Source organism: Ensifer sp. (genome assembly GCF_035999185.1).
GTDB lineage: Bacteria > Pseudomonadota > Alphaproteobacteria > Rhizobiales > Rhizobiaceae > Ensifer.
The window spans coordinates 60275-85540 of record NZ_DASYHB010000121.1; the positions used below are offsets into that span (position 1 = coordinate 60275).

The following is a 25266-nucleotide window of genomic DNA, read 5'->3' on the forward strand; positions in this document are numbered from 1 at the left end:
GGGTGTCGACGATGACGATCGCCAGAAAACTTCAGAACTACATCGATGGTGCCGGGGTCGCCTACGACACCGTCGACCATCATCGCACGGCCACCACCAGCCAGACCGCCAGGGCAGCGCATGTGCCCGGCAGCAGGCTTGCCAAGTCCGTGGTCGTCCACCATGAGATGGGCTACGTGCTTGCTGTGGTTCCGAGCACGCACCGGGTCGAGCTCTCCACCCTGCAGGATGTGATGGACCGCCGCCTCGGCCTTGCTTCGGAAGAGGAGGTGTGCACGCTTTTTGCCGATTGCGATATCGGCGCGGTGCCGCCTGTCGGATCGGCCTATGACGTGCCGGTGCTGCTCGACGAAAGCCTGGGTGCCGTCAACGACGTCTATTTCGAGGGCGGCGACCACAGAACGCTGGTGCACATGAGCGGACCGAACTTCCGCAACCTGATGAAGGATGCGCGGATCGCCCGCTTCAGCCACCCGGCGTGATCTCAGTTGTTCAGGTCCTCAGGGTCGTCGGTTTCTTCGGCGGCTCCGACCATGGCGCTTGCCCGGCGATATCTCGGGCTCCAACCAGCGGTCGAGACGGGCCACGGCCGGAATGCGCCGGGGAGATCTTGTCAAAGTCCCAACTTGGTTGCACCATCACCGGGATAGGCACCTTTTGATGGGGGTGGGGGCGATGACGCAGACGACGTCCAGAACTTTGACCAACAGGTCCTTGACCAAATCGCTGGCGGTACTGTCGGTTGCAGCCGCGGCCCAGACCTTCGGCTTGGCGGCATTTGCGCAGGCCAACATTTTCGACCAGTTTCCAGTCGTCGTCGCATGCGAATACAAGGGCACGCAGCACGCCTTCTATCTGTCCAAGGTGACGGCCGACGGTACCGCGACCTATGTGGCTTCGGACAATTTTGCCGGCACGATCACGCTGACGGGTGCGGCCAAGGTGGTCGGCGCCGAAGAGGGTGGGAGCTGCCTTGGAAAGACGATCGAGGAGCTCAGGGCGTCGGGGCAGGCGCGCGATATCAAGTAGTCTGGTCGGCGCGCCCGGGCGGCGCGGCGGCCTGGTCCGTCGCCTGCAACGAGAATAGCAAGCTATTGTTGGTACACTGTAAAATGCCGAACAGGACCTGAACGGCGTTCGCGTTGTAATTCGTGTTTGGTGGCACAGCCCCTAAGGCAAAGCGGCGTCAAAACCTGAAGTCTACGGAAAAAGGCTACTTTTCTAAGGTTCGGCGAAAGAACCGCTGCTTTAGAGTTTTCTGTTGTGGCAATCAGAAAATCTGATCTACTGCGACCTCGTTGCTTGGCTTTCGGGGGATATTGCCGATGGAGTTGACGCGCAGGGACATGATGCTTGGCAGTTTGGCGCTTCTCGGCGCCGGTGCGGCTCAGAGGCCGGCTTTTGCCAAGGCGACATCCTATTTTTCCGGCCCGGCCGTCGACAACGGCGTGACCTACCGCAGCACCAACTTCGCCAAGATCGATCCGAAATGGCGGCGCCAGGTCGTCAAGTATTTCAGCAGCGAGCCGATCGGCACCGTCGTCGTCGATACGCGGCACCACTTCCTCTACCTGATCATGGAGAACAAGACGGCCATCCGTTATGGCGTCGGCGTCGGGAAGGAGGGCTTCAAGTGGTATGGTCGCGCAACGATCGACCGCAAGTCGCTCTGGCCGCGCTGGACGCCACCGCCGGAGATGCGCGAACGCCATCCCGAACTGCCTGAATTCGTGGACGGCGGTTCGCCCAAGAACCCGCTTGGTCCCCGCGCCATGTATCTGCTTCGCGATGGCGTCGATACCGGCTATCGTTTCCACGGCACGCTGGAGCCGGGCAGCATCGGCAAGGATGCCTCCAGCGGCTGCATCCGCATGTTCAACGAGGATGCGATCGATCTTTATCAGCGCTGCCCGATCGGCACCGCCGTGCAGGTCCTGCCGCATATCGCCGACAAAGCCCCCGAGGTCAGTCAAGCAACCCCGGCGGCAGTTCCGGTCGCAACCCCGGTCGAATAAGGAATATCACCCCGATGCCCGCTATGCCCGGATTTACGAGGCTGCTGTCTGCTGCGGCCATTCTGCTGACGCTGACCGCCTGCAACACCACCGAGATTGCCGCGGTCGAAGAGCCGGCCGCAGTCCCGATGACCGGAAAGACCGATGACCCGGCGCCCGGTTTCGAGACGGTTTCTGCCGGCACCGAAGAGGACTTCATCCTCAATGTCGGTCGCCGGACCTACTTCACGCAAGACTCCTCCGCACTCGACAGCGTTGCCAAGGCAACGCTCGACAAACAGGCGATCTGGCTCAACAGCAACCCGCGCTGGCTGGTCAAGCTGCAGGGCTTCTCCGACGACAGCGGTTCTGCCTCCAAGATGGAGACGCTGTCGCAGAAACGCGCCGACGCGGTCATGGCCTACCTCGTCTCGAAGGGCGTGGACGCAAACCGCCTGTGGGCGAAGGGCTACGGCAACGATCGCGAGGTCCGCGACTGCACCGAACGCTCCTGCAAGGTGCAAAACCGGCGGGTGGTAACGAACCTCAGGACGGAACGCGACGAGACTTGAGCACGGATCGGTTCACGACGATTTGCCGGTTTGTGTGGCGGTCGGGAGGAACGGTGAAGTGCGGCCTAGTTGTTGCCGCGGCTCGGCTTGTTTCGCGTGAGATCTTGCCGAAGGGTCGGGATCGCAAGTGGGTTCAAGGCTTGACGGCGGCAAACGTTCCACTCTTCCAAGATGGCGCGGTGTTTTTCGGTCAAGCGCTGAACGATACTCCCTGACCAAGTGGCCTATCGTGCGATCTCCCAAGAAATTCGCGACCAGTTCCAGGAATTCGACGCTGCAACACGTCGCATAGTGCTCGACGCTCGACCTGACATCTTGGCAATGAGAATCGGCGAACGGATTTCATGTCAGTCGAGGGAGGCCATCCGCGCAGGTGCCGGGGCAAGATCCTCGCTGCGGAAAGCGACCGCGGGCTCAGCGAACGTTTGTTTTCATTGAAAAAAATGGCGCACCCGACAGGATTCGAACCTGTGACCTTTGGAATCGGAATCCAACACTCTATCCAGCTGAGCTACGGGTGCATCCGTTGGCGGCAGGGCCGCCGAAGCAGGCTGTGAGCGGTTCTTAGCCTAGCTTGCGTGCGGCTTCAATGGCCAATCGCAAGAGATTGTGGTAGAAACAATGATCCTTCGCTGCGCTGTTGTCGTGGCGCATCGTTTCGGGCAAACGATGCGTCGGCTGAAGCGCATTATTGTGAAGCGGCATAACCCGCTTGGTGTAGCTAGAATTGGTCATGCGATCGTCCTTGCGACGACGGATGTCGCATTATAGATTTCATATTATAGAAAATACTAATTTAGATTGCCCGATGCTCCATTAACGTTTTTTAGCGAGGGGGCAGGTTTTTGGCCATTCGAAACCTCACGACCGGAGAACCGGCGTTGGAGAGGCTGCGCTCCGATCCCGCGTTGATGTTACTTCTCGCCTTGTCGGCAGTGCTCTTCGTGCTGAACACCTGGAACGGCATCGGCATCCTTCCGGATTCGACCCGCTATATGCAGATCGTCAGCACGCCCTACGACGCGCCGCTTTACGCGTGGCTTTTGGGCGCCGGCGGATCCCTTGGGCTCGAACTCGAGCATGTCGCGCTGGGCGCTGCATTCCTGCTCTATCTTCTGAACACCTATCTCGTCTTCTCGCTGTTCAAGACGGCGTTGCCGGACCAGCCGTTCTATGTGACCGTTGGGACGCTGCTGATCATCGTCCATCCGACCTTCCTCTGGACGAGCACCATCGCGATGTCCGAGGCGCTGTTCCTGGCGCTGACGTTTCTCGCCGTCCGTTTTTTCATGCGCTACATGCGGGAGCAGGGGCGGGGGGCTTTGCTAGCGTCGTCGGCCTGCATCGGTCTTGCCATGCTCGCCCGTTTCGTGGCGCCACCAATCGGCGCGGCTTTTGCAACCATTGCGCTGTTTTACAATTCGGCGCGCTCCCTGCGCCAGAAGCTGGTTGACGTCGTCATCCTTTTTATCGGCAGCGCCGGTATCTTCCTCGCCTGGGTGATCGTCAGCAAGCTCCTTGTCGGCCGGGCTGTTGGCCGCGCGGTCTGGTTTTATGGCAACGCTGACGCGGAGCGCTGGCTCGCCGGCCTGTCCCTGCTTGCGAGCTTCCTGTTACCAAGTCAGGTGCCGCAGATCATCCGCATTCCGGTGCTGCTTCTGGCGCTTGTCATTGCAACGGCGGTCCTGGTTTTAACCCTCAAGCGGAACTGGCCCGAACGCAAGCCCGACGATCGCGATCTGATCGTGCTCATCTTCGGTCTGTTTGGATATTTCTACCTGCTGTTCGTCGTGCTCGCGGTGCATGTGGAGGCGAACCTGCAGCTCAACTCGCGCTACTCGCTGCCCTTCTATGTCGGGATCATGTTCGTCCTGGTGATTGCAGCGGCAGACTACTGCGGCCGGCGCGCTTCCGCCCCGGTCGCCCGTCGATCGATCGCCATTATTCTGCTTTGCCTTCTCTCCATCCACACGCTGCGCAGTGCCGCGCAAACCACCGAGGCCTTCCGGGACGGCGTCGGCTTTCAAAGTACTGCATGGAAATCGTCGCCGATCGTCGGCGCCGTGCGGGCGCTGCCGGCGGACGCGGTCATTTTCACCAATGCCTGCGACCCGCTGAATTTTCTTACGCGCCGCTGGACGGATTGGATCCCCTCCTACAGCGAGAGGCGGACCGGCCTTGAAAGCGACGCCGGCCCGCTGGATGCGCAGCTCGTGCGCCTGCGCGAGGATCTGGTGAAAAAGAAGGCCTATGTCGTCTTCGTCGATGCGATCGACTGGCGGTTTTATCTGGTGACGGAGAAGGAGCTGGTCAAGCTCGCCAAGCTGAAGCTTGTGCGCTCGGAGAGGGACGGCCGCATCTACCAGGCGGAAGATGCCATCGCGCCATAGGGGGCGCCGGGACAGGAGCATGTGATCTTAATCCAAGGAGAAGGACATGCCTGCAAACCAGGAAAACACGACAAGCATCGAAACGGTCGGCGTTCTGCCGCAGCCGCAGGGACAGATGGCCGATTACCTGTCCCTTGCCCGCTTCGATCACGTCACAAAGCATGTCTTCATCCTGCCAGGGCTCATCCTTGCCTGTGCGCTCACCGCGCCGGATTTCGCCTCCCTCGCCATCAACATCCCCGTTGGGCTCCTGAGCGCGGTGTGCATCGCGTCGGCCAACTATGTCATCAACGAGTGGCTGGATCGGGAAAGAGATGCGGCGCATCCGACCAAGTCGAAGCGCCGCGCCGTGGTCGTCGAGATGCAGCCCCGCATCGTCTACGGCGAATACCTGCTTCTCGCCATTGCCGGATTGCTGCTTGCGGCGGTCATCGGCAAGCTGTTCTTCGCGACCTCGGTGCTCTTTCTGCTTTCGGGCATTGTCTACAATGTCGAGCCGATCCGGGCGAAGGACAAACCCTATCTCGATGTGCTGACGGAGTGCCTCAACAACCCCATCCGGTTCCTTCTCGGCTGGGCAATCGTCGACCAGGTGACCCTGCCGCCGATCAGCGTGCTCGCCGCCTACTGGATGGCCGGCGCCTTTCTGATGGCCGCCAAGCGGCTTGGCGAATACCGCGACATTGCTTCCCATGCGGGCGTTGCCGTGCTGAAGAAGTATCGACGGTCGTTTGAATACTACACGGAGGAGAGCCTCACGGTTTCCTGCTTCGTCTATGCGATGATGACGGCGTTCCTCTTGGGGGTCTTCCTGGTCAAGTACCGGGTGGAATACATCCTCGTCTTTCCGTTCATCAGCGGGCTCTTTGCCGTCTATCTCTGGCTTGCCACCCGCCCGGGCTCGGTGGTGCAACGGCCTGAACGGTTGTTTCACTCGCGCCGGCTGGACGTGATGCTGGCCTTGACCGTCATCGTCTTCCTGTTCGCAAGCTTCGTCGACGTGCCGATACTTGACTTCATGGCCGCCTCGTTCCTCGTGCCGGTATCGTCGCTGTAATGGTGGGCTCCAGACTGCCGAATGGCGCTGTTGACTGGGATCAATTGCGCCTTGTCGTCTTCGATCTGGACGGCACGCTCTACGACCAGCGGCGGTTGCGCAGCGTCATGCTGCTGAGGCTTCTTGCCGATGCGGTACGCACGCGCAGTCTCGACAAGCTTCGCATCTTGAGGGCCTTTCGGGACTGCCGCGAGGAGCTTGGCGAAGCGATGGCAACGGACATCGCCACACGGCAATTCGCGCTTGCGGCCGAGCGTTGCGGACGCCCGGTCGCAACCGTGAAGGCAACGGTCGAGGAATGGATCGAGCGCCGGCCTCTCGATATTCTGCGCTCCTGCCGCTGTCGCGGGGTCGAGCGAGTGTTCGCGGGCCTTGCGGCTGAGGGAAAAACGCTCGCGGTCCTTTCGGATTACCCGGCTGCAAGGAAGCTGAAGGCCCTCGGCCTCGACGCGGACATTGTCGTCTGCGGGACTGACCCCGAGGTCGGCGTTCTGAAACCGCATCCGGCCGGCCTTGCCCACGTGCTCAACCGTGCGCAGGCAACTCCCGAAACGGCGATCATGATCGGCGACCGGGTCGACCGTGACGGGGCTGTTGCCAAGGGCCTCGGCATGCGGGCGCTGATCCGCAGTGCCCGGCCGATTGCGGGTGTCGATACATTCCGCGGCTATGACGACGAAATCTTTCGTCCCCTGACCGAGCGGCTCGGGGTGGCCGCCGCGGCGTCGCCGTCCTCCGTCACGACATCATCTTGAGCAGCCAGAGCGCGCCCTGCTTGATCGGGGTGCGGTGCGGGCTCTTTGCGGTGACGGCGGCTGCGATCTTGGAACTCTTCAGGTACCAGTCGTAGCTCTCCTGCAGCATGGCTTCGTTGGAGTATTTCGGGCGCCACCCCATGGCAAGCAGCGGCTCGACGTCGAAGTAGCACTCCTTGTGGTAGGTCAGGTAGTGCCAGGGCACCAGGGGCGAGACCCGGAGCCAGTGCAGCGTGCGAAGCGTGTTGATGGTGAGGCCCGTCGGCAGGCTTCTCACCTTCGAGGTGCTGCCCGCATAGCGCACCAGGGCCTCCAGATCGTGGCGCAACGTGCCGAAGCGATCCGTGCCGACGTTGTAGGTGCCGCTCCTGCCGGCGTTCAGCGCCAGCATGTAGAAGTCCATGAGGTCATGGGCGTGGACGAACTGGAACTTGATGTTGCCGGATCCGATGACATAGACCGCGCGGTTCTCGGTGATCCATTCGAACAGGATCTGGAAGATGCCGAGCCGGCCGCTGCCGAGCGTCGCGCGCGGGCGGATGGTGATCAGCGTCATGTCGGCCGCCTGGCAGATTGCCTCGGCCAGTTCTTCGCCGGCGCGCTTGGATTTGCCGTAGGGCTCGACCGGGCGAAGGGGCGTGGCTGCCGTGATCGGGCCGGAGGGCGGGATGCCATAGGCGGCGGTCGAGCTGACATGGATCAGCGACCTGACGCCGGCCCTGGCCGCTTCCTCGCAGACGATGCGCGTTCCCTCGACGTTGACGTTCCAGTAGTCGCGGCCGGCATCCGTCTGCGCCACGAGGGCTGCATTGTGGTGCACGACGTCGACATCGCGCATGGCGGCCCGCACGCCGTCGCGATCGAGAACGGAGCAGTTGACGAACTCGATGTCCTTTGGACGGGTCTGATCTTCCCAGACGTCGAGGACCCGCACCTGGTCGCCCTGTTCGCGCAGCCGCCTGGCGGCAAGGTTGCCGATGAAGCCTGATCCGCCGGTGATGAGATGCCGCATATGTCCCTCCAGGCCCTCTAAGGGGAGTGTCTGATCAGATCGCTCGATCCTCGAGCGCGCGGGTGACGTTGCGATGGGCGACCGCCATGACGGTGCCCTGTGGGTTGACGACCGTCGGGCCGCACAGAAGCGAAGCGTCGGCGATGTAGAGATTGGTGGCGCCGTGCACGCGCCCGAACGAATTGGCCGCACACTTCTCGGCGTTCTCGCCCATCGGACAGGAAGAGAAGAGGTGAAGCGCGGTGGCATTCGCCTGCTTGGGTGGCAGCGTTTCGGGAAGCCTGGCGATGTCTGCCAGCGACCGCAGCACCGGGTAGCCAGGGATGCTCGGATAGACGGCAAGCGCGCCGGCGGCAAAGAGAACCTCGGCGAGGCGCGCAAGGCCGTCTGCCAGTTCCTTCAGGTCCGCAGGCTGAAGGCCGACGCGCACCAGCGGGTCGCGAAAGCCGGGCAGGGAGCGTACCTTGCCGGATCCGCCGGTGCTCTGCACGTAGTAGATCGCCATGCGCCGCCAATCCTGGTCGACCGTGTCGATCATGTCAGGGTGCGCAGCCATGGCGAGCGCCAGTGCCGGCCGCTTGCTCATCGAGCAGCCCATGCTGAAACGCGGGTCGAATTCCTTGATCTGGTGCACCGGCTCAAGTTCGCCGGGGGTGTTGAGTTCGTCCGGGAAGACCGCCACCACCTTCAGCATCGGATGGAAGCGCAGGCTGTCGCCCACGTGGCGGGTGATGCCCGAGCGTCGCAGCAGCCAAGGGGTTTGCACCGCGCCGCCGGCGATAAAGACGGTTTTCGCCTTCAGTTCGATCTGGCGCGGTCCGCCCGCGCCGTTGCTGCGCGCCTGGACCAGCCATTGCCCGTTCGACTGGGTGAGTTTGGTGGCGCAGGTCTCGGGCATCAACATGCCGCCGGCCTGCAGGAAGCGCGGCACGAAGGTTTCCGACATGGATTGCTTGCGGCCGGGCGCGCCGCCCGCCGCACCTGCCGCGTAGGCATAAAGGCGCGGCACTTCGAGAGATGACCAGCCGAGCCGCCGTGCTCCCTCATCGAGCCGCACCGAAAGTTGCGGCGCCGGGCCCGGCAGGTACTCGACCCTTGCCACCGCCTCGCAGGCGTCAAAATGCGGGACGAGCTCTTCAAGGCTCAGCGCGTCCACCCGATAGTCCTTGGCCCAGCGGTCAAGAACCGACGATGAGGTGCGGTGATAGAGGCCCCGGTTGATCTCGCTTCCGCCGCCGACGCAACGCCCTTCGACATAGGCGATCTTGGTGGCGCCGAAGCCGATGTTGACGCCGGCGTTGCGGTACTTCTGCAAGATTTCTTCGCGGGAGAAATGCGGGGCCGAGTCCAGGGACAGATGCGGGCCTTCCTCGAGCATCAGCACGGATTTTCCGGCTTCCGCGCATCGGGTGGCGGTCACCGCCCCGCCCGGGCCGGATCCAATGACGATGACGTCGGGGACGAGCCTCTCAGGGGCCGGCCGGCGCTCCGATTGCGACAGGTTCATGCTGATAGTCCTGGCCGTAAAGGTCTGAGTAAATACCGAATAATGCCAATGAAACATGGAACTCGACAAAGCGCCGCTTGAACTCCAGGCGGGACCGCCGCCATTTGTCGAGTTCGCTCAGCCGATTTTCGAGCGGAAGCTGATGAAAAAATTTGCCTCTGCTGAGCAGGGGCCAGGCATTGAAAAGAAGCACGAGAATATGGAAGGGCGGACGCAGATAGTCCGGCATCTGCCGGTGGACACGAAGCAGAAATTCCGCGGCGCGCACGCCCAAGGCGCCCCGCTTGTCATCGACAGAGCCGCGTTCATGGGCAATCGTCTCGCCGAGCGCCAGGATGGCCTGTTGAAAATGCTGCGACATGACCGAGCCCGTTATCAAACCGGCCCCATCTGCGGAGCCTGAGACTGTTCTGATGAATACGGCTGCCTGCTCTTTACTGTTAGTATTTCTATCTGCTCTTATAAGCAAAAGCTACTAAAACATTGGTTCCGGCTGGTCGCCGGTCGTGATCCTCGACTGCCAAATGCTGAGGCAACCGGATGAGACGCCTTCTGGATACGAGCTTTTTCCGCTACTTCGTCTTCGGCTGCATTGCGGCGAGCCTGCAGGTGGCGACGCTCGCCTTGCTTGTGGAGATCGTGCGCCTGGCCCCCGTCTATGCGTCTACCGTCGCCTTCTATTTCGCTGTCGTCGTCAACTATTTCCTGCAGCGACGCTTCACCTTTCGGTCCGACGAGCCGCACCTTCAGGCCCTGCCGAAGTTCCTGGCCGTGTCGACCCTTGGCGCGGGAATAAACGCGGTCGCCTTCAGCCTGCTCACCACCGTCATGCACTACGTGTTCGCTCAGGCGCTGGCGCTGCTCCTCGTCTTCTCGGTGAATTATGCGCTCAGCCGGCTGCTGATCTTCCGCACGCGGCGTGACGATGAAGCGCCTGACACGGGACAGGCTCAAGCGGGCAAATAAAAATGCCGCATCGCGAGGATGCGGCATCGTTGTGATGGTCGGGTTTCCCGACGAAACCGAGCCTCGTCTTAAGCCATCTGCATGGCGCCGGGGCCGGGGATCGCCTTGGGCGGCACCTTGCCCATGATGATCATGCCGAGCACCTCGTCCTTGGTGACGTCCTCGGTGCGGGCCTGGCCGACGACCTGGCCGTTCTTCATGACCGACACACGGTCGGCGAGGTCGAAGACGTCGTGGATGTCGTGGCTGATCAGGAAGATGCCGATGCCTTCGCGCTTCAGCTGCTTGATGAGGTCACCGACCTGGGCGGTTTCCTGCGGCCCAAGGGCTGCCGTCGGCTCGTCCATGATCAGGATGCGGGCGTCGAAGAGGATCGCGCGCGCAATCGCCACCGACTGCCGCTGACCGCCGGAAAGAGCCTTTACCGGCTCCTTGAAGCGCTGGAAGTTGGGGTTGAGACGCCCCATGACCTCGCGGGCTTTCGCCTCCATCGCCACGTCGTCGAGCGTGCCCCAGGGGGTCCTGAGCTCGCGACCGAGATAGAGGTTGGCGGCGGCGTCGACGTTATCGGCGACGGCGAGCGTCTGGTAGATCGTCTCGATGCCGTATTTCTTGGCGTCGCGCGGGTTGTTGATGTCGGCGGCTTCTCCGTTGATCAGGATCTCGCCGGCATCGCGCTTGTAGGCGCCCGAGAGGATCTTGATCAGCGTCGACTTGCCGGCGCCGTTGTGGCCGAGCAGGGCCACGACCTCGCCGGGGTAGAGATCGACGGAGGCGTTATCGACCGCATGGATGCCGCCGAAGGAGATGGAAATGTTCTTCATTTCCACAAGGGGAGTGCGTTGGTCTTTCATGGATCGTACTCCTTACTTGGCGCGGGCGCGGTAGATAGTGTCGAGCCAGACGGCAACGACGAGGACGACGCCGACGACGATGCGCTGGAACGGGCTGTCAATCCCCAAGAGCACCATGCCCGACTGTAGTGATTGCATGACGAGCGCACCGATCATGGCACCGGCAATCGTGCCGACGCCGCCGGCAAGCGAGGTGCCGCCGATGACGGCTGCGGCGATCGTGTAGAGTTCGTCGAGTTCGCCCTGCGCGTTGGTCGCCGCGTTGAGGCGGGCAGTCGAGATCGCCGCGGCGATGGCGCACAGAATGCCCATCAGCGTGAAGATCTTGACGGTGACCCAGCGCGTCTTGATGCCGGCAAGTTCGGCAGCCTCGGGGTTGCCGCCGAGTGCAAAGACATAGCGGCCGAAGCGCAGGCGCGTGGCGATGAAGGTCATGACGATGCCGACGGTAATCGCCATCAGCACCGGAATGGCGATGCCGTGCGAGATCTGCAGTCCGCCGTCCGGCCAGGCGATGCCGTTGGCGTCGGCGTATTTGCGGGCGATGTTGGTCGGCCAGTAGTAGTGGTTGGCAACCGAGATCGCGCCAAGCACCAGCACGCAGCCGAGGATCGACAGGAAGTATTCGGCCCAGACCGGGCGCAGCGGGAAGCCGAAGCGCTTGCGCTGCTTGCGCGAGTTGAGGATGGCGCCGACGATGGCGATGCAGGCGATGATGCCGACGATCCAGCTGGCCGTGGCGCCGATCGAGCCTTCGGTGCCGCCGCCCATGAGGCGGAAGGTGGTGTTCATCGGTGCAACTGTCTGGCCGCTCGTGACGAACCAGGTGGCGCCGCGCCAGACGAGCAGGCCGCCGAGCGTGACGATGAAGGCGGGCACGTTGAGGAAGGCGATGATCGAGCCCTGGACCGCGCCGATGGCGGCGCCGACGGCGATGCCGCAGGCAAGCGTGATGATCCAGATGGCCGGATGTTCAAGGCCTAAGAACTGCGGCAGGAACTTCACCTGCATGACGCCCATGACCATGCCGCAGAAGCCGAGCACGGAGCCGACCGACAGGTCGATGTTGCGGGTGACGATGATCAGCACCATGCCGGTCGCCATGACGGCGACGGAGGAGGTCTGGACCGTCAGGTTCCAAAGGTTGCGCGGCGTCAGGAACAGGCCGCCGGTCATGATCTGAAAGCCGGCCCAGATGATGACGAGCGCGCCGACCATGCCGAGCAGCCGGGTGTCGATTTCGGTTGCGCGGAAGAACCGCTTCACCGGGTTTTCGTCCGCGACACGGGCACGGTTTGCCTGTGCACTTTGTGTCTTGCCCTGAGTTTTACCTTGTGTGATGTCGGCCATGGACGTGCCTTCCCCCCACGTATGTTGTTGATGTCATCGCGTCAGGCGGCACCAAGAGCCGGAGTGGACGCGACAAGTCCGGTGCGACGGCAAAAGCCGAGCGATCCCCTGAACTGCGGTGGTTACGCATGCGGGCATTGTCCGCCGCGTCCGCACCTTGTGCAAGCGCCGCAACGGGGTGCGTTGCGGCGCTTGTCTCAGTCAGCGCTTGATTTTGCCGATGCGGCTTACTTGCAAGCCGCTACGTCGCCCTTGACGCCCTGGCACGCTTCAGCCTTGGAGATCCAGCCCGCGTCGATGACGACGTTCAGGTTGTCCTTGGTGATCGGCAGCGGTGCGAGGAAGACCGACTGCATGGCCACGCCCTTCGGGCCGCCGTTGAAGGCGGTGACGCCGGCGATTTCTTCCATCTTCTTGCCGCTTGCAAGCTCGGCTGCGATTTCAGCCGCGCGCTTGCCGAGTTCTCGGCTGTCCTTCCAGACCGAAACGGTCTGCGTGCCGAGTGCCACGCGGTTCAGCGCCGCCTTGTCGGCGTCCTGGCCGGAAACCGGAACGGAGCCGGCGAGACCCTGTGCATCGAGGGCAGCGATTGCGCCGCCGGCGGTGCCGTCGTTGGAGGCGACGACCGCATCGACCTTGTTGTCGCTGGCGGTCAGGAACTGCTCCATGTTCTTCTGGGCGTTTTCGGGCTTCCAGCCGTCGGTGTAGGCTTCGCCCACATTCTTGATCTTACCGGCGTCGACGGCTTCCTTCAGCACTTCCATCTGTCCGGAGAAGAGGAAGTCGGCGTTCGGGTCGGAAGACGAGCCCTTGATGAAGACGTAATTGCCTTCCGGCTTCACCTTGAACACTTCGCGGGCCTGCATGCGGCCGACTTCCTTGTTGTCGAAGGTGATGTAGAAGGCGGCCGGGTTTTCGATCAGGCGGTCGTAGCCGACGACCGGAATGCCTTCGGCGGCAGCCTTTTCGATGGCCGGGCCGATGGCGTCGCTGTCCTGGGCAAGCACGATCAGCGCGTTGGCGCCCTGGGCAATCAGCGACTCGATGTCGGTCAGCTGCTTGGCGGCGGACGACTGTGCGTCAGCGGAGATGTACTTGTCGCCGGAAGCTTCGAGCGCTGCCTTGATGGCGGCTTCGTCGGTTTTCCAGCGCTCTTCCTGGAAGTTCGACCAGGAAACGCCGACGACCAGGTCTTTCGCCTGGGCAACGGAATGCAGGGAAACGATGACGGCAACGCCTGCCATCAGCTTCAAAACGGATTTCATTTTATCCTCCCGAGTGACGGCCAGCCGAGCGTGCGAACCTCCCGCACCATCCTCCACCGGCCCTAGAACGCTGTCGTAGATTGCGCCGCAGCAGGGTGCGGAATTATTTTCTCGACAGTCGAGAAAATGAATGTCATGGATTTTTCGGGCTGTCAACACGGCGGTGAACGCGCTGGTTGCGGCTTCAACAGGCGCTGCGCCTGCGGCCTTATCCGCTGGCTCTCGACGGTCGGGATAAACGATGCCACAGAAGGCTGTCGACAAGGCCGGCCGTACCTTGTTTCACCGCTCAACAGATGCTTTGGGAGGGGCATGTGTTTGAAGGATCCGCCACTGACAGGGACGTCTCATGCTGACCAAGTCCAGCACTGAGCTTGTGCGTCAGCAAAACAGCGCGCTGGTGCTGGCGGCGCTCCGGCGTGCCGGAAATCTGTCTCATACGGAGATCTCGACGGAAACGGGGCTTGCTTCCGCGACCGTCTCAGCGATTACGGCCGAACTCGAGAAGGCAGGTGTGCTGGCAAAGGCGGAGCAGCAGGTTCAGGGCGGGCGAGGGCGGCCGCGCGTCCTGTTTACGCCGCGCCGGGACTACGGCCATCTCGTCGTCGTCAGGATCTCGTCCGACATCGTGCAATATTCGCTGATCGACTATGGCGGCACGCTGCTGGACCGGTTTGACGAAACGCGGAACCACGACGAGCGCGGCACGGCGCCGTTTGCCCGTGCCTTTGTTGAGGCGCTTGAACGCCTCTTGCAACGCTCAAGGCTCGACCGGGACCGGGTGCTTGCCGTCTCGATCAGCAGCAAGGGGCTGGTGGACGGCGAGACCGCCAGGCTCCTGTGGTCGCCGGTTTTCGGCCGCGAGGAGCTGGATTTCTCAAGGCTGCTTGCGCCGCAGTGGCGCGCGAAAGTCATGCTCAGCAACGAAACCTTGCTGGTCGCGCAGGCGCTCGCCGCGCAAGCCGCGCGTAAGCCGGAGACCGGATTCAGGGCGCTTGCGGCAATCTCGCTCGGTCACAGCATCGGCCTTGGCGTCGCACGCAGGAGCCAAGGCGGCGAGATGGATGTCAGCGCGCCGAACTTCGGCCACATGCTGCACGCGCCCTCGGCAGGCCTTTGCCGCTGCGGCGCCTATGGCTGCATCGAGGCGGCCGCCGGCTTTTACGGCATCCTGCGTGCCGCCTTCGAAGTGCCGCCGGACACGATCCCCGCCAAATTCGTTCCGGTCACCGAACTCGACAAGATCGCTGCCAGCGCGCGGCAAGGCCACCGTATGGCCGGCTACGCGTTTCGCCAGGCAGGCGTCGCTCTCGGCAACGGCATCTCGCGCATGCTGAGCCTCTACGAGCGCATGCCGGTTCACGTCACGGGGCCTGGCATCCGCTATCTTGATCTTATGCGGCCGGGGATAGACGAGGGGCTCGCGCAGTCCATGCAGGTGCGCCTTCAGGGGGCTCCGGAAATTTCGATCGTGGCCGATGAGCAGCGTCTCGTCTTCGAGGGGCACCTGGAGCGCGCCCTGGGCGTCATCGACGGTGAAATCGCCAGCGCGGGCGCCACGCTCATGCACGGTTGAGGCGTACTCCGTCGCGCAACCATTTTTGGGGTTGTGCCGAAGGCGAACAATTCCAGCAATGCAATTTACAGTTATTTAGCGACTCCTTGTCAATGTGGCGGTGACGCGGGAGACGCTCATGTTTTCAGTGATTGCATGCATACGCGACGATCATGACTGGCGCCTTATCCTGGCTGCCGCGGTCGTCTGCCTTGCAGGCAGCGTCGCGACGATGCTCCTCTTGCTGCGCGCTCAGCGAAGCGAAGGCAGTCAACGCGGTCTCTGGACTGCCGCCTGCGGGTTTGCCTGTGGCATTGGCGTCTGGTCGACGCACTTCATTGCAATGCTTGCCTATGACGGCGGCGTTCCGGTTGCCTATGGCAGCTGGGGCACGGCGCTTTCTGTGGTCGTCGCGATCGCCTCCTCCTGGCTCGCCTTCGCGGTCGGGCTCCATGGGGGCTCCCGCGTTTCGATGACCACCGGCGGGGCCCTGCTTGGTGCCGGCGTTGCGGCGATGCACTTCACCGGCATGCGGGCGATCGAAATCCAGGGGCATATTTCCTACCAGGCCGAAGCGACCGTCTCGGCGGTGCTGGCCGGAACGCTGCTTTCGGGCGCAGCACTCTACGCCTTCCAGGTCCTGCGCAGCGTCCGGCGTCTGGTCGTGTCCACGCTGCTTCTGGTGCTCGGCATTTGCGCCCTGCATTTTACCTCCATGAGCGGCATCACCCTGGTGCCCGAGGCCAATGTCGCGGTTGCCGGAACAATCCACCCGGCCTGGCTGGCTGGAGGCGTGATCGTCGCCTCGACGACGCTGATCGTGCTCGCCTTCGGCGCTCTCTTCCTCGATCGGCACCTGACTGACCTGCGCGGGCTTGCCAACGCCTCGCTTGAAGGCATGGCGATTGTTTTCGACGGCGTCATCGTCGAGGCGAACGAGCGGTTTTGCGATCTGACCGGCCGGCCGCTATGGGAGCTTTCCGGGCGAGGTCCCGGAGAGATATTTGTCTTCGGCGACGAGGGCCTTGAAGGGCACAGGCGCGGCGATGGCCCCGGCGAGATCGAACTTCTGAATGCCGATGGGAAGACGATCCCGGTCGAGTTCATGTGCCGGAGGATCGAGTATCGCGGCCGCGAATGCGAGGTGATCTTCGTGCGCGACTTGCGCGCCCGCAAGGAAGCGGAACGCACCATCGAGCACCTGGCGCATCACGACGCTCTCACCGACCTGCCGAACCGCGCGTTTTTCGACCGGCGCCTTGCCCAAACGCTGGCGGCGACCTCCGTCAGGGAAGACGAGCTGGCCATCCTTTGTCTTGACCTCGACCGCTTCAAGGCGGTCAATGACATCTTCGGCCATGGAGAGGGTGACCGTATCCTGCGCAAGGTTGCCGACATCCTGCGTGAGGCGGCTGGCGAGCACGACACGGTCGCCCGGCTCGGCGGCGACGAATTCGCGATCATCCAGGTCGGCGGCAAGCAGCCGGCGGCGGCGCGCCAGCTGACGGATCGCATCCTGGCGCTGTTTGCCGCCGAGATGGACACCAACCGCGACCCGACAGCTGTGGGGGTCAGCATCGGCGCCGCGATCTTTCCGGCCGACGGACAGGTCGCAGATCAGCTGCGCAACAATGCCGATACCGCGCTCTACCGCGCCAAGCAAAGCGGCAAGGGTACCGCCTGCTTCTTCGATCGAGCGATGGATGAAGCGGTGCGCACCCGCCGGCAGATCGAAAATGATCTCCGCCACGCGGTTCTGCGGCGCCAGTTCTTTCTCGAATACCAGCCGCTGGTCGAGGTGCAGAGCGACCGGATCATCGGCTATGAGGCGCTTTTGCGCTGGAACCATCCGCAACGCGGGCTGATCGGGCCCGACGTGTTCATCCCGATCGCCGAGGAAAGCGGCTCGATCATTCAGATCGGCGAATGGGTGCTGGAGCAGGCCTGCGCGGAGGCCGCCAAATGGAACGAGCCACTGCCGATCTCGGTCAACATTTCCCCAGTTCAGTTCCTCTTGCCCAATCTTTTTGACCACGTCGCGGGCATATTGCGCCGGACCGGGCTCGACCCGTGGCGCCTGGAGCTCGAGATCACCGAAAAGGCGCTGATGCACAATCGCGACGATGTGCTGGCGGTGCTTGTTCGGCTGCGGGTCCTCGGTGTCCGGATCGTCATGGACGACTTCGGCACCGGGCATTCTTCGCTCAGCAATCTGCAGACATTTCCCTTCGACAAACTCAAGATCGATTGCAGCTTCACCGCAGCGCTTGAAAAGGATCCTTCGGCGCAGGCGATCGTGCGCGCGATCATCGCGCTTGGCCACAGCCTCAGGCTCGCGGTCGTGACGGAGGGTGTCGAAACCGAACGGCAGCGGCAGATCCTGACGGAAGAAGGTTGCCTGCAGATACAGGGGTTCCTCCCGGGACGCCCGGGGGCAGCGCCGAGCACCGGTCAGACCGACGCGGCGCACCAGAGGGAGCCGGCGCGGGCCGACGGCTGACGGGCAGCTGCAAATGCAATGAACAAAGGCCGGGCGCATGGCGCCCGGCCTTCTCTTGTTGTTACTGGCGATGCGCGGTCAGGCGACGCTGATCTGCCGCTTTTCGGTGACCGATTTCACGGCGGCGTCGGCCAGCGCCAGCGCGGCCAGGCCGTCCTTGCCCGACGGCGTGATCTCTGCGCCCTTTTCGATCGCAGCGATGAAGCTCTCGATCTCGTTGGCATAGGCTTCGGTGTAGCGGGTCATGAAGAAATCGTGCAGCGGCGGGCGGGTATAGCCTTCGCCGTTCGCGATCTCGATCGAGACCGGGCGCTGGTTCTCGGCCGAAACGACACCCTTGGAGCCGTGCACTTCGATGCGCTGGTCGTAGCCGTAGGTGGCGCGGCGGGAGTTGGAGATGATCGCCTGGCGGCCGGAGGCCGTCTGCAAGATGACCGAGACGCTGTCGTAGTCGCCAGCTTCGCCAATCGCCTTGTCGACGAGAACGGCCGCGGTTGCCGTCACCGAGACCGGCTCTTCGCCGAGCAGGAAGCGGGCCATGTCGAAATCGTGGATGGTCATGTCGCGGAAGATGCCGCCGGAACGCTTGATGTAGTCGACCGGCGGCGCGCCCGGGTCGCGCGAAGTGATCGTCACCATTTCCACATCGCCGATCTTGCCGGCGTCGATCGCCTTCTTCACGGCCATGAAATGCGGGTCGAAGCGACGGTTGAAGCCGACCATCAGCTTGGCCTTGGTTTCAGTGACGACCTTGAGGCAGGCCTTGACGCGCTCGGCGTCGAGATCGACGGGCTTCTCGCAGAAGATCGCCTTGCCGGCGCGGGCAAAGCGCTCGATCAGGTCGGCATGGGTGTCGGTCGGGGTGCAGATGACGACGGCGTCAATGTCCTTGGCCGCTTCGATCGCCTCGATGGTACGGACCTCGCAGCCATACTGCTTGGCAATGGCGTCGGCAGCGGCCGGGAAGGCGTCGGCGACGGCGACGAGCACGGCGTCCGGATTGCCGCTGACGGCTTTCGCGTGAACCTTGCCGATGCGGCCGGCGCCCAGAAGACCAAATCTCACTGTCATCTCTGTTTCTCTCGAATTCCGGTTCGCGACCGGGAAGGGGCGTGATGATTGGCGCTCATCGCGCAAAGGCGCCGCGGAACGCTTTATCCGCGAATGGGTCGAAGAAATGCGGCGATGCGATTGCGCGCTGTAACGCTCGCGCCGGCGTCTCTCCCTTGATACCTCCACCTCCACATCGCGGTCCCGCAGCATCTGCATTCGGAACGAAATAACTGATGTGAAGTATTTCGGAATTTTTATTCCATTTTTGTTGTGCGCGTCAAGGGGGCGAGGCGTGCCTTGGGCTTGCTGTTGGCGATGATCTTCCCGTAAATGGGTCACACAAGAACAAGGCCGCCAGAGGACAGCATGCGCAAGTTCATCGACCCGGACCACCCCTTTTACCGCCCGCTGTGGATCCGTCTGCTGATCGTCATTTTCTGTGCCGTCTGGACGGCGGTTGAATTCTGGCATGAGCAGCCGATGTGGGGAATGATCTTCCTGGCGGTCACAGCCTATACCTCGGCCGCGCTCCTGGTGTTTTACAAGCCGAGCGACAAGGATGCTGAAAAGCTCGAAAACGGCGAAACAGGCGGAGGCAAGGGCGACGAGGGCGGTAGCGCCGGCTGACCGTCACGACGCCATGCCGGCTTCGCGAACCTGGCGCGCAGCTTCATCGATCAGCATGTTGGCAAGTTTCATCCGGATCGTCGCATTGGCGCGGAATTCAGCGGGCAGGCGGTCGGGATGATTGTCTGCGGCGAACATGCGCCTTCGCGCCGCAAGCGTCGCTGCCGTTTCATCGTCGGTGAGGGCCAGTTCTTCTGCCACTTCGGCAAGGCTGGTCCGGTGAAGATGCTCCGGCATGACGGGTGGCGGCGGCGGTTCGACGAAGGCGGCGTCGAAATAGGCGCGCTCAACGGCTCCGAAGGCGGCAGCACCGATGCTCTCGGCGGCAAATGCAGGTGCAAACGCGCGCGCGCGCGGCGCCGCGACGGGCGCGTCGTCCATCGATGTGAGCTCGCCATCCTCTTCCGTCTTCAGCCGTTCGAGCACCGACTGAAACACCGACATTCCAAACATGCGGCCTCCGATTGGAGCGGCACTATGGCGTCCGGAGATTATCCCAGGCTGATCGTTTAGATCATGCCCAGGCTGATCGCTTCGATCATGCTGAGGCTGATCGAGGCGATAATGCCGGGCTGATCAGGCGCGGCCCTGTTTCAGGATCAGGTCGTAGAGCAGCTTGGCGCTCGGCGGCAGCGCGCGGCCTTCGGCGGTGATCAGGCTGTAAGGCTTGATACGGATCGGGATTTCCGTTTTCAGGATGCGGATCTCGCCGGCCGGCGTGCCGTTGCTGGCGATAAGGTTGGCGACGTCGAGTGCCACCGGCGCGATGGCATTGGTGTTGCGCACGATCGACAGGGTCAGGATGATCGACGAGGTGTTGATGACGGTCGCCGGCAGCCTGACGCCGGCCGACATGAAACTGTCTTCGACGGCGCGGCGCAGAAGCGTGCCTGGCGGCTGGAAAACCCAGTCGTAGGAGGGCAGGTCCTCCGCGCCCACCATGGGCTTGTCGAGCAGCGGGTGGCCGTCGCGCACGATCAGGCAGACTTCCTCGTAACCGATCTCAACCATGTTGAAGAGTCGCGGCGACTGATCATCGGGAATGCGACCGATGATGAAGTCGTGCCGTGCGGCGAGCAGTTCTCGCGCCAGCACGTTGCTGTTTTCGATCTGGACGTTGATCTCGATGCCGGGATAGGCGGTGATGACCTGGCGGATCGCAGGGACCGCCAGATTGAGCGCCGGGCCGGTGACGGAGCCCAGCGACACCGAGCCGCCGCTGCCGGTCTTCAGTTCGCTGATCTCGCGCGACGCTTCCCGAAGCTCAAGGAAGATGGTGCGCGCGCGCCGCGCCAGCGCCTCGCCATAGGGGGTCAATTCGACGCCGCGTGCGACGCGCTCGCAGACCGGCGCCTTCAGCATGATCTCGATTTCCGAGAGCATGCGCGAGGCGGCCGGCTGTGACATGCCGAGCACTTCTGCGGCGGCGCTGATGCGCCTGTGATCGTCGATCGCGAGAATCAGCCGGAGATGGCTGATCTTCAGGCCTGAGCGGAACAGCGCGGAATCGAAGAGCTCTCCTGACATGCCGGGTTTCTGATCACGCATCCCCAACCTTTCTCGATTTCGTCGGTTTTCAAGGATTTTCAAAAATCACACTGTTTAGGCATGCTATATCATTTTTGGTATATCTTTAAAGCTATATTGCATTTGACAGTTATAGGTTTTGATTCCAGTTTTTGCTTATGTGCCAGCGCGTGTGGGAGCATGCGAGGCGGGGAGGGTAATCCTTCACGTTGATCCGCCGCCGGAGACGACGATCTCTGGCTGCGGATTGCTGCGCATAGACGGGAAGGCATAGCCTGCCGGCTTCAACTTTATTGGGAGAGAACTGATGAAACTGATGACTTCGCTTCTCGCAGCCGCCGCGATCTCGATCGCGTCCTTCGCTGCGCCGGTGTTTGCTCAGGACAAAGGCACGGTCGGCATTTCCATGCCGACGAAGACGTCGACCCGCTGGATTTCCGACGGCGAGACCATGGAGAAGCTGTTCAAGGACGCCGGCTACACGCCGGACCTGCAGTTTGCTGACGACGACATTCCGAACCAGCTCGCCCAGATCGAAAACATGGTGACCAAGGGCGCCAAGGTCCTGGTCATCGGCGCCATCGACGGCACGACGCTGTCCGACATTCTGCAGAAGGCCCACGACGCCGGCGTCAAGGTCATTGCCTATGACCGTCTGATCCGCGATTCGGGCAATGTCGACTACTACGCCACCTTCGACAACTTCCAGGTCGGCGTGCAGCAGGCAACGTCGCTGGTCCAAGGCCTGAAGCTCGACGGTGCAACCGAACCGAAGAACATCGAGCTGTTCGGCGGTTCGCCTGACGACAACAACGCCTTCTTCTTCTACGACGGCGCGATGTCGGTCCTGCAGCCGCTGATCGACAGCGGCAAGATCGTCGTCAAGTCCGGCCAGAAGGGCATGGACCAGGTCGGTACGCTGCGTTGGGACGGTGCCGTTGCCCAGGCCCGCATGGAAAACCTGCTGTCGTCGAACTACACCGACGCCAAGGTTGACGGCGTTCTTTCGCCCTATGACGGTCTCTCGATCGGCATCATCTCGGCGCTGAAGGGCGTCGGCTACGGCTCGGGCGACATGCCGATGCCTGTCGTTACCGGCCAGGACGCAGAACTGCCGTCGGTCAAGTCGATCCTTGCTGGCGAACAGTATTCGTCGATCTTCAAGGACACGCGCGAACTCGCCAAGGTCACCGTCGGCATGGTCAACGCGATCATGGAAGGCAAGGAGCCGGAAGTGAACGACACCAAGACCTATGAAAATGGCGTCAAGGTTGTTCCGTCGTACCTGCTGAAGCCGGTCGCCGTTGACAAGTCCAACGTCAAGGACGTGCTCGTCAGCTCGGGCTACTACACCGAAGATCAGATCAACAACTGATCTTTTTGAACGCCAGAGGGCCCGTGCTGACGCGCGGGCCCTTTTATCCAGATGACGGAGCCGGTACTCTCTTCAAAGACTGCCGCTGGAATGACTGAACATGGACAATATCATTCTTGAAATGCGGGGCATCACCAAGACGTTTCCGGGCGTCAAGGCGCTGGACAATGTCAGCTTCAAGGTCCGCGAGGGCGAAATCCACGCACTCGTCGGCGAAAACGGTGCTGGCAAGTCGACGCTGATGAAGGTGTTGAGCGGCGTCTATCCCGCCGGCACCTATGAGGGCGAGATCCATTACGGCGGCGAAGCCCGTCGCTTCTCGACCATCTCCGACAGTGAAGACCTTGGCATCATCATCATTCACCAGGAACTGGCACTGGTGCCACTCCTGTCGATTGCCGAAAACATCTTCCTTGGCAACGAGATCGCCAGCAACGGCGTGATCCACTGGCCGCAGACCTTTGCCCGCACGCAGGAACTCCTGAAGAAGGTGGGCCTGAGCGAAAGCCCGGCGACGCTGATCACCGACATCGGTGTCGGCAAGCAGCAGCTGGTCGAAATCGCCAAGGCACTGTCGAAGAAGGTACGGCTGCTGATCCTCGACGAGCCGACCGCCTCGCTCAACGAAACCGATTCCGACGCGCTGCTGAAGCTCCTGATGGAGTTTCGCACCCAGGGCATGACGTCGATCATCATCTCGCACAAGCTGAACGAGATCCGCAAAGTCGCCGACCAGATCACCATCCTGCGCGACGGCGGAACGGTCGAGACGCTCGACTGTCATGGCGAAGACATCAGCGAGGACCGGATCATCAAGGGCATGGTCGGCCGCGCGATGGAAGACCGCTATCCGCCGCGCGAGCCCAAGGTCGGCGAGACGCTGCTCGAAGTGAAGAACTGGAACGTCTTCCACCAGCAGCACCGCGACCGGCAGTTCCTGCACGACGTCAATTTCACCGTTCGCGCCGGCGAAGTCGTCGGCATTGCCGGCCTGATGGGAGCGGGACGCACCGAGACTGCGATGAGCCTCTTCGGCAAGTCCTGGGGCCACAAGATCACCGGCGAAGTGTCGATGCGCGGCAAGCCGGTCGATGTCAGCACCATCCCGCGGGCGATCGATGCCGGTCTTGCCTACGTCACCGAAGACCGCAAGCAGCTCGGCCTCGTGCTGATCAACAACATCAAGGAGAACACGACGCTCTCCAATCTGAAGGCGGTTGCTTCGAACGGCGTCATCGACGACCGCAAGGAGGCGAAGGTCGCCTCCGACTATCGCGCGAAGCTGCGCATCCGTTCGCACTCGATCTATCAGGAAACGGTCAATCTCTCAGGCGGCAACCAGCAAAAGGTGGTGCTGTCGAAGTGGCTGTTCACCAATCCGGAGGTTCTCATTCTCGACGAGCCGACGCGCGGCATCGATATCGGCGCGAAATATGAGATCTACACCATCATCAACCAACTTGCCGCCGAGGGTAAAGGCATTCTGATGATATCATCGGAAATGCCGGAGCTGCTTGGAACCTGTGATCGCATCTACGTCATGAACGAGGGCCGCATCGTTGCCGAGCTCTCGAAGGCGGAGGCGAGCCAGGAATCCATCATGCGTGCCATCATGCGTTCAGGGGAGAAACACTAATGGTCGCCGATACGAGCACCCAAGCCAACAAACCCTCGATCGGGGATTATCTGAAGAACAACATCCGCGAATACGGCCTGCTGGTCGCGCTCGTGGTGATCATGCTGTTCTTCCAGTTCGTCACCAACGGCGTCCTGTTCAAACCGGTCAACATCACCAACCTGGTGCTGCAGAACTCGTTCATCGTGATCATGGCGCTCGGCATGCTGCTGATCATCGTTGCCGGGCATATCGACCTTTCGGTCGGCTCGATCGTCGCCTTCATCGGCGCGATCTCGGCGATCATGCTGGTCAAATGGGGGCTTCCGGCCATCATCGTCATTCCCGCCTGTCTTGCCGTCGGCGGCATCATGGGGGCGGCGCAGGGCTACTGGGTCGCCTACCAGAAGATCCCGTCCTTCATCGTGACGCTGGCCGGCATGCTGGTTTTCCGCGGGCTCACCTATGTGGTGCTCGGTGGCCGCCCGATCGGTCCGTTCCCGAAGGAGTTCCAGCTGCTGTCGACGGGCTTTGTTCCGGACTTCCTCTATTTCCTCAACCCGGCGCCTGAAATCATTCAGAACATGGTGGCGCTCGTGGCGGTCATCGCCCTCGTCGGCTACGCGATCTATGCGGGCCTTCGCGATCGCAAGATCAACGAGCAGCACGGCAGCGAGAACGAGCCCTTCGTCTTCTTCGCAGTGCAGATGGCCGTGATCGCCGCCGTGGCGCTGTTCATCGGCTTCCAGCTTGCGACCTATCGCGGCCTGCCGAACGTGCTGATCGCCATGGCCGTGCTGATTGCGCTCTACACCTTCGTCACCACGCGCTCGACCATCGGCCGGCGCATCTATGCGATGGGCGGCAACGTCAAGGCGACGAAGCTATCGGGCATCAACACCGAGCGGCTGACCTTCTACACCTTCGTCAACATGGGCGTGCTGGCGGCACTTGCCGGCATGATCATCACGGCCCGCCTCAACTCGGCAACGCCGAAGGCCGGCGTTGGCTTCGAACTCGACGTGATCGCGGCCTGCTTCATCGGCGGCGCTTCGGCGTCGGGTGGCGTCGGCAAGATCATCGGTGCCGTCATCGGCGCCTTCATCATGGGCGTCATGAACAACGGCATGTCGATCATGGGTATCGGCATCGACTACCAGCAGCTGATCAAGGGCCTCGTGCTGCTCGCTGCCGTGTTCTTCGATGTCTACAACAAGAACAAGGGTTGAGCGGAAAGCCATAAGACCCGGCGTAAACCAGTAACATTCACCGGCAGCCGCGGCTGCCAGGAT

The 25266-nt window shown here is 62.3% G+C and carries 24 protein-coding genes and 1 tRNA gene; 14 read left to right on the top strand and 11 right to left on the bottom strand.

The features are described 5' to 3' along the window. Nucleotides 1-11 precede the first annotated feature (11 nt). The 4 genes from VGO04_RS15440 (at nucleotide 12) to VGO04_RS15455 (ending at nucleotide 2566) form a co-directional block, all read left to right on the top strand. Nucleotides 12-482: an aminoacyl-tRNA deacylase gene (locus tag VGO04_RS15440; protein WP_327496839.1), complete on the top strand. Its 471-nt coding sequence runs from the start codon at nucleotides 12-14 to the stop codon at nucleotides 480-482. Nucleotides 483-675: 193 nt separating this feature from the next. Then, nucleotides 676-1029 carry a hypothetical protein gene (locus VGO04_RS15445; protein ID WP_327496840.1) on the top strand — a complete coding sequence of 118 codons (354 nt, stop codon included), beginning with the start codon at nucleotides 676-678 and terminating at the stop codon, nucleotides 1027-1029. 296 nt (nucleotides 1030-1325) lie between these two features. Beyond that, the gene (locus tag VGO04_RS15450; RefSeq protein ID WP_327496841.1) at nucleotides 1326-2015 is read left to right on the top strand and encodes a L,D-transpeptidase; all 690 of its coding nucleotides are present in this window, start codon (nucleotides 1326-1328) and stop codon (nucleotides 2013-2015) included. A 14-nt stretch (nucleotides 2016-2029) separates the two neighbouring features. Beyond that, nucleotides 2030-2566: an OmpA family protein gene (locus VGO04_RS15455; RefSeq protein WP_327496842.1), complete on the top strand. Its 537-nt coding sequence runs from the start codon at nucleotides 2030-2032 to the stop codon at nucleotides 2564-2566. Nucleotides 2567-3010: 444 nt separating this feature from the next. Here the strand turns inward: VGO04_RS15455 and VGO04_RS15460 are convergent. Both VGO04_RS15460 and VGO04_RS15465 read right to left on the bottom strand, forming a co-directional pair. Then, nucleotides 3011-3087: transfer RNA gene (locus VGO04_RS15460), tRNA-Arg, on the bottom strand. Between the two features lie 43 nt (nucleotides 3088-3130). After that, complete coding sequence (locus tag VGO04_RS15465) at nucleotides 3131-3301, bottom strand: hypothetical protein (RefSeq protein WP_327496843.1); 171 nt, start codon at nucleotides 3299-3301, stop codon at nucleotides 3131-3133. 176 nt (nucleotides 3302-3477) lie between these two features. Between VGO04_RS15465 and VGO04_RS15470 the strand changes: the two genes are divergently transcribed. The 3 genes from VGO04_RS15470 to VGO04_RS15480 are packed head-to-tail and all read left to right on the top strand — an operon-like array spanning nucleotide 3478 to nucleotide 6768. Further along, nucleotides 3478-4956, top strand: coding sequence for a glycosyltransferase family 39 protein (locus VGO04_RS15470; protein ID WP_327496844.1), 1479 nt, complete (start codon nucleotides 3478-3480; stop codon nucleotides 4954-4956). Nucleotides 4957-5002: 46 nt separating this feature from the next. Further along, nucleotides 5003-6013 (top strand): UbiA family prenyltransferase, encoded by a 1011-nt coding sequence (locus tag VGO04_RS15475; protein WP_327496845.1) that lies wholly within the window; start codon nucleotides 5003-5005, stop codon nucleotides 6011-6013. Then, nucleotides 6013-6768 carry an HAD family hydrolase gene (locus VGO04_RS15480; protein WP_327496846.1) on the top strand — a complete coding sequence of 252 codons (756 nt, stop codon included), beginning with the start codon at nucleotides 6013-6015 and terminating at the stop codon, nucleotides 6766-6768. Before VGO04_RS15475 ends, VGO04_RS15480 begins: the two co-directional genes overlap by 1 nt. Here VGO04_RS15480 and VGO04_RS15485 read toward each other — a convergent pair. The 3 genes from VGO04_RS15485 to VGO04_RS15495 are packed head-to-tail and all read right to left on the bottom strand — an operon-like array spanning nucleotide 6752 to nucleotide 9648. Next, nucleotides 6752-7780, bottom strand: coding sequence for an NAD(P)-dependent oxidoreductase (locus tag VGO04_RS15485; RefSeq protein ID WP_327496847.1), 1029 nt, complete (start codon nucleotides 7778-7780; stop codon nucleotides 6752-6754). The two genes, VGO04_RS15480 and VGO04_RS15485, sit on opposite strands and share 17 nt — an antisense overlap. A 34-nt stretch (nucleotides 7781-7814) precedes the next feature. Next, nucleotides 7815-9287 (bottom strand): GMC family oxidoreductase, encoded by a 1473-nt coding sequence (locus VGO04_RS15490; protein ID WP_327496848.1) that lies wholly within the window; start codon nucleotides 9285-9287, stop codon nucleotides 7815-7817. After that, nucleotides 9250-9648, bottom strand: coding sequence for a hypothetical protein (locus VGO04_RS15495; protein ID WP_327496849.1), 399 nt, complete (start codon nucleotides 9646-9648; stop codon nucleotides 9250-9252). The genes VGO04_RS15490 and VGO04_RS15495 overlap by 38 nt, the downstream gene beginning before the upstream one ends. 179 nt (nucleotides 9649-9827) lie before the next feature. On the opposite strand from VGO04_RS15495, the gene VGO04_RS15500 reads away from it, so the two are divergent. Beyond that, nucleotides 9828-10253: a GtrA family protein gene (locus tag VGO04_RS15500; protein ID WP_327496850.1), complete on the top strand. Its 426-nt coding sequence runs from the start codon at nucleotides 9828-9830 to the stop codon at nucleotides 10251-10253. A gap of 68 nt (nucleotides 10254-10321) precedes the next feature. Here the strand turns inward: VGO04_RS15500 and VGO04_RS15505 are convergent, their stop codons facing one another. The 3 genes from VGO04_RS15505 to xylF all read right to left on the bottom strand — a co-directional run bounded on the left by VGO04_RS15505 (nucleotide 10322) and on the right by xylF (nucleotide 13722). Beyond that, nucleotides 10322-11107 (bottom strand): ATP-binding cassette domain-containing protein, encoded by a 786-nt coding sequence (locus tag VGO04_RS15505; protein ID WP_065773423.1) that lies wholly within the window; start codon nucleotides 11105-11107, stop codon nucleotides 10322-10324. 12 nt (nucleotides 11108-11119) lie between these two features. Beyond that, entirely contained in the window at nucleotides 11120-12457 is a 1338-nt protein-coding gene (locus tag VGO04_RS15510; RefSeq protein WP_327496851.1) for a sugar ABC transporter permease, read from the bottom strand. 227 nt (nucleotides 12458-12684) lie between these two features. Beyond that, complete coding sequence (xylF, locus tag VGO04_RS15515) at nucleotides 12685-13722, bottom strand: D-xylose ABC transporter substrate-binding protein (RefSeq protein ID WP_327496852.1); 1038 nt, start codon at nucleotides 13720-13722, stop codon at nucleotides 12685-12687. 349 nt (nucleotides 13723-14071) lie between these two features. On the opposite strand from xylF, the gene VGO04_RS15520 reads away from it, so the two are divergent. Further along, nucleotides 14072-15298 (top strand): ROK family transcriptional regulator, encoded by a 1227-nt coding sequence (locus VGO04_RS15520; protein WP_327496853.1) that lies wholly within the window; start codon nucleotides 14072-14074, stop codon nucleotides 15296-15298. A 118-nt stretch (nucleotides 15299-15416) separates the two neighbouring features. Then, complete coding sequence (locus tag VGO04_RS15525; protein WP_327496854.1) at nucleotides 15417-17777, top strand: bifunctional diguanylate cyclase/phosphodiesterase; 2361 nt, start codon at nucleotides 15417-15419, stop codon at nucleotides 17775-17777. A 78-nt stretch (nucleotides 17778-17855) separates the two neighbouring features. Here VGO04_RS15525 and iolG read toward each other — a convergent pair whose 3' ends face one another. Then, complete coding sequence (gene iolG / locus VGO04_RS15530; RefSeq protein ID WP_327496855.1) at nucleotides 17856-18848, bottom strand: inositol 2-dehydrogenase; 993 nt, start codon at nucleotides 18846-18848, stop codon at nucleotides 17856-17858. 348 nt (nucleotides 18849-19196) lie between these two features. On the opposite strand from iolG, the gene VGO04_RS15535 reads away from it, so the two are divergent. Continuing rightward, nucleotides 19197-19457, top strand: a complete 261-nt coding sequence (locus tag VGO04_RS15535) for a hypothetical protein (protein ID WP_327496856.1) — start codon at nucleotides 19197-19199, stop codon at nucleotides 19455-19457. 3 nt (nucleotides 19458-19460) lie between these two features. Here VGO04_RS15535 and VGO04_RS15540 read toward each other — a convergent pair whose 3' ends face one another. Both VGO04_RS15540 and VGO04_RS15545 read right to left on the bottom strand, forming a co-directional pair. After that, nucleotides 19461-19910, bottom strand: a complete 450-nt coding sequence (locus VGO04_RS15540) for a hypothetical protein (protein WP_327496857.1) — start codon at nucleotides 19908-19910, stop codon at nucleotides 19461-19463. Nucleotides 19911-20033: 123 nt separating this feature from the next. Beyond that, the gene (locus VGO04_RS15545; protein ID WP_327496858.1) at nucleotides 20034-21005 is read right to left on the bottom strand and encodes a LysR family transcriptional regulator; all 972 of its coding nucleotides are present in this window, start codon (nucleotides 21003-21005) and stop codon (nucleotides 20034-20036) included. A gap of 286 nt (nucleotides 21006-21291) precedes the next feature. On the opposite strand from VGO04_RS15545, the gene chvE reads away from it, so the two are divergent. From chvE to mmsB, 3 genes are all read left to right on the top strand, one after another. Beyond that, complete coding sequence (chvE, locus tag VGO04_RS15550; RefSeq protein WP_327496859.1) at nucleotides 21292-22359, top strand: multiple monosaccharide ABC transporter substrate-binding protein; 1068 nt, start codon at nucleotides 21292-21294, stop codon at nucleotides 22357-22359. 100 nt (nucleotides 22360-22459) lie between these two features. Beyond that, nucleotides 22460-23995, top strand: a complete 1536-nt coding sequence (mmsA, locus tag VGO04_RS15555; protein ID WP_327496860.1) for a multiple monosaccharide ABC transporter ATP-binding protein — start codon at nucleotides 22460-22462, stop codon at nucleotides 23993-23995. Beyond that, complete coding sequence (mmsB, locus tag VGO04_RS15560) at nucleotides 23995-25203, top strand: multiple monosaccharide ABC transporter permease (protein ID WP_327496861.1); 1209 nt, start codon at nucleotides 23995-23997, stop codon at nucleotides 25201-25203. The genes mmsA and mmsB overlap by 1 nt, the downstream gene beginning before the upstream one ends. The last annotated feature ends 63 nt before the right edge of the window (nucleotides 25204-25266 follow it).

Coding starts and splice junctions, on each gene's coding strand:
- mmsB (WP_327496861.1), top strand. CDS start 23,995: ATGGTCGCCGATACGAGCACCCAAGCCAACAAACCCTCGATCGGGGAT.
- mmsA (WP_327496860.1), top strand. CDS start 22,460: ATGGACAATATCATTCTTGAAATGCGGGGCATCACCAAGACGTTTCCG.
- VGO04_RS15535 (WP_327496856.1), top strand. CDS start 19,197: ATGCGCAAGTTCATCGACCCGGACCACCCCTTTTACCGCCCGCTGTGG.
- VGO04_RS15545 (WP_327496858.1), bottom strand. CDS start 21,005: ATGCGTGATCAGAAACCCGGCATGTCAGGAGAGCTCTTCGATTCCGCG.
- VGO04_RS15540 (WP_327496857.1), bottom strand. CDS start 19,910: ATGTTTGGAATGTCGGTGTTTCAGTCGGTGCTCGAACGGCTGAAGACG.
- VGO04_RS15500 (WP_327496850.1), top strand. CDS start 9,828: ATGAGACGCCTTCTGGATACGAGCTTTTTCCGCTACTTCGTCTTCGGC.
- VGO04_RS15450 (WP_327496841.1), top strand. CDS start 1,326: ATGGAGTTGACGCGCAGGGACATGATGCTTGGCAGTTTGGCGCTTCTC.
- VGO04_RS15485 (WP_327496847.1), bottom strand. CDS start 7,780: ATGCGGCATCTCATCACCGGCGGATCAGGCTTCATCGGCAACCTTGCC.
- VGO04_RS15520 (WP_327496853.1), top strand. CDS start 14,072: ATGCTGACCAAGTCCAGCACTGAGCTTGTGCGTCAGCAAAACAGCGCG.
- VGO04_RS15455 (WP_327496842.1), top strand. CDS start 2,030: ATGCCCGCTATGCCCGGATTTACGAGGCTGCTGTCTGCTGCGGCCATT.
- VGO04_RS15495 (WP_327496849.1), bottom strand. CDS start 9,648: ATGTCGCAGCATTTTCAACAGGCCATCCTGGCGCTCGGCGAGACGATT.
- VGO04_RS15490 (WP_327496848.1), bottom strand. CDS start 9,287: ATGAACCTGTCGCAATCGGAGCGCCGGCCGGCCCCTGAGAGGCTCGTC.
- VGO04_RS15470 (WP_327496844.1), top strand. CDS start 3,478: ATGTTACTTCTCGCCTTGTCGGCAGTGCTCTTCGTGCTGAACACCTGG.
- VGO04_RS15510 (WP_327496851.1), bottom strand. CDS start 12,457: ATGGCCGACATCACACAAGGTAAAACTCAGGGCAAGACACAAAGTGCA.
- VGO04_RS15480 (WP_327496846.1), top strand. CDS start 6,013: ATGGTGGGCTCCAGACTGCCGAATGGCGCTGTTGACTGGGATCAATTG.
- VGO04_RS15475 (WP_327496845.1), top strand. CDS start 5,003: ATGCCTGCAAACCAGGAAAACACGACAAGCATCGAAACGGTCGGCGTT.
- xylF (WP_327496852.1), bottom strand. CDS start 13,722: ATGAAATCCGTTTTGAAGCTGATGGCAGGCGTTGCCGTCATCGTTTCC.
- VGO04_RS15465 (WP_327496843.1), bottom strand. CDS start 3,301: ATGACCAATTCTAGCTACACCAAGCGGGTTATGCCGCTTCACAATAAT.
- VGO04_RS15445 (WP_327496840.1), top strand. CDS start 676: ATGACGCAGACGACGTCCAGAACTTTGACCAACAGGTCCTTGACCAAA.
- VGO04_RS15525 (WP_327496854.1), top strand. CDS start 15,417: ATGTTTTCAGTGATTGCATGCATACGCGACGATCATGACTGGCGCCTT.
- VGO04_RS15505 (WP_065773423.1), bottom strand. CDS start 11,107: ATGAAAGACCAACGCACTCCCCTTGTGGAAATGAAGAACATTTCCATC.
- VGO04_RS15440 (WP_327496839.1), top strand. CDS start 12: ATGACGATCGCCAGAAAACTTCAGAACTACATCGATGGTGCCGGGGTC.
- iolG (WP_327496855.1), bottom strand. CDS start 18,848: ATGACAGTGAGATTTGGTCTTCTGGGCGCCGGCCGCATCGGCAAGGTT.
- chvE (WP_327496859.1), top strand. CDS start 21,292: ATGAAACTGATGACTTCGCTTCTCGCAGCCGCCGCGATCTCGATCGCG.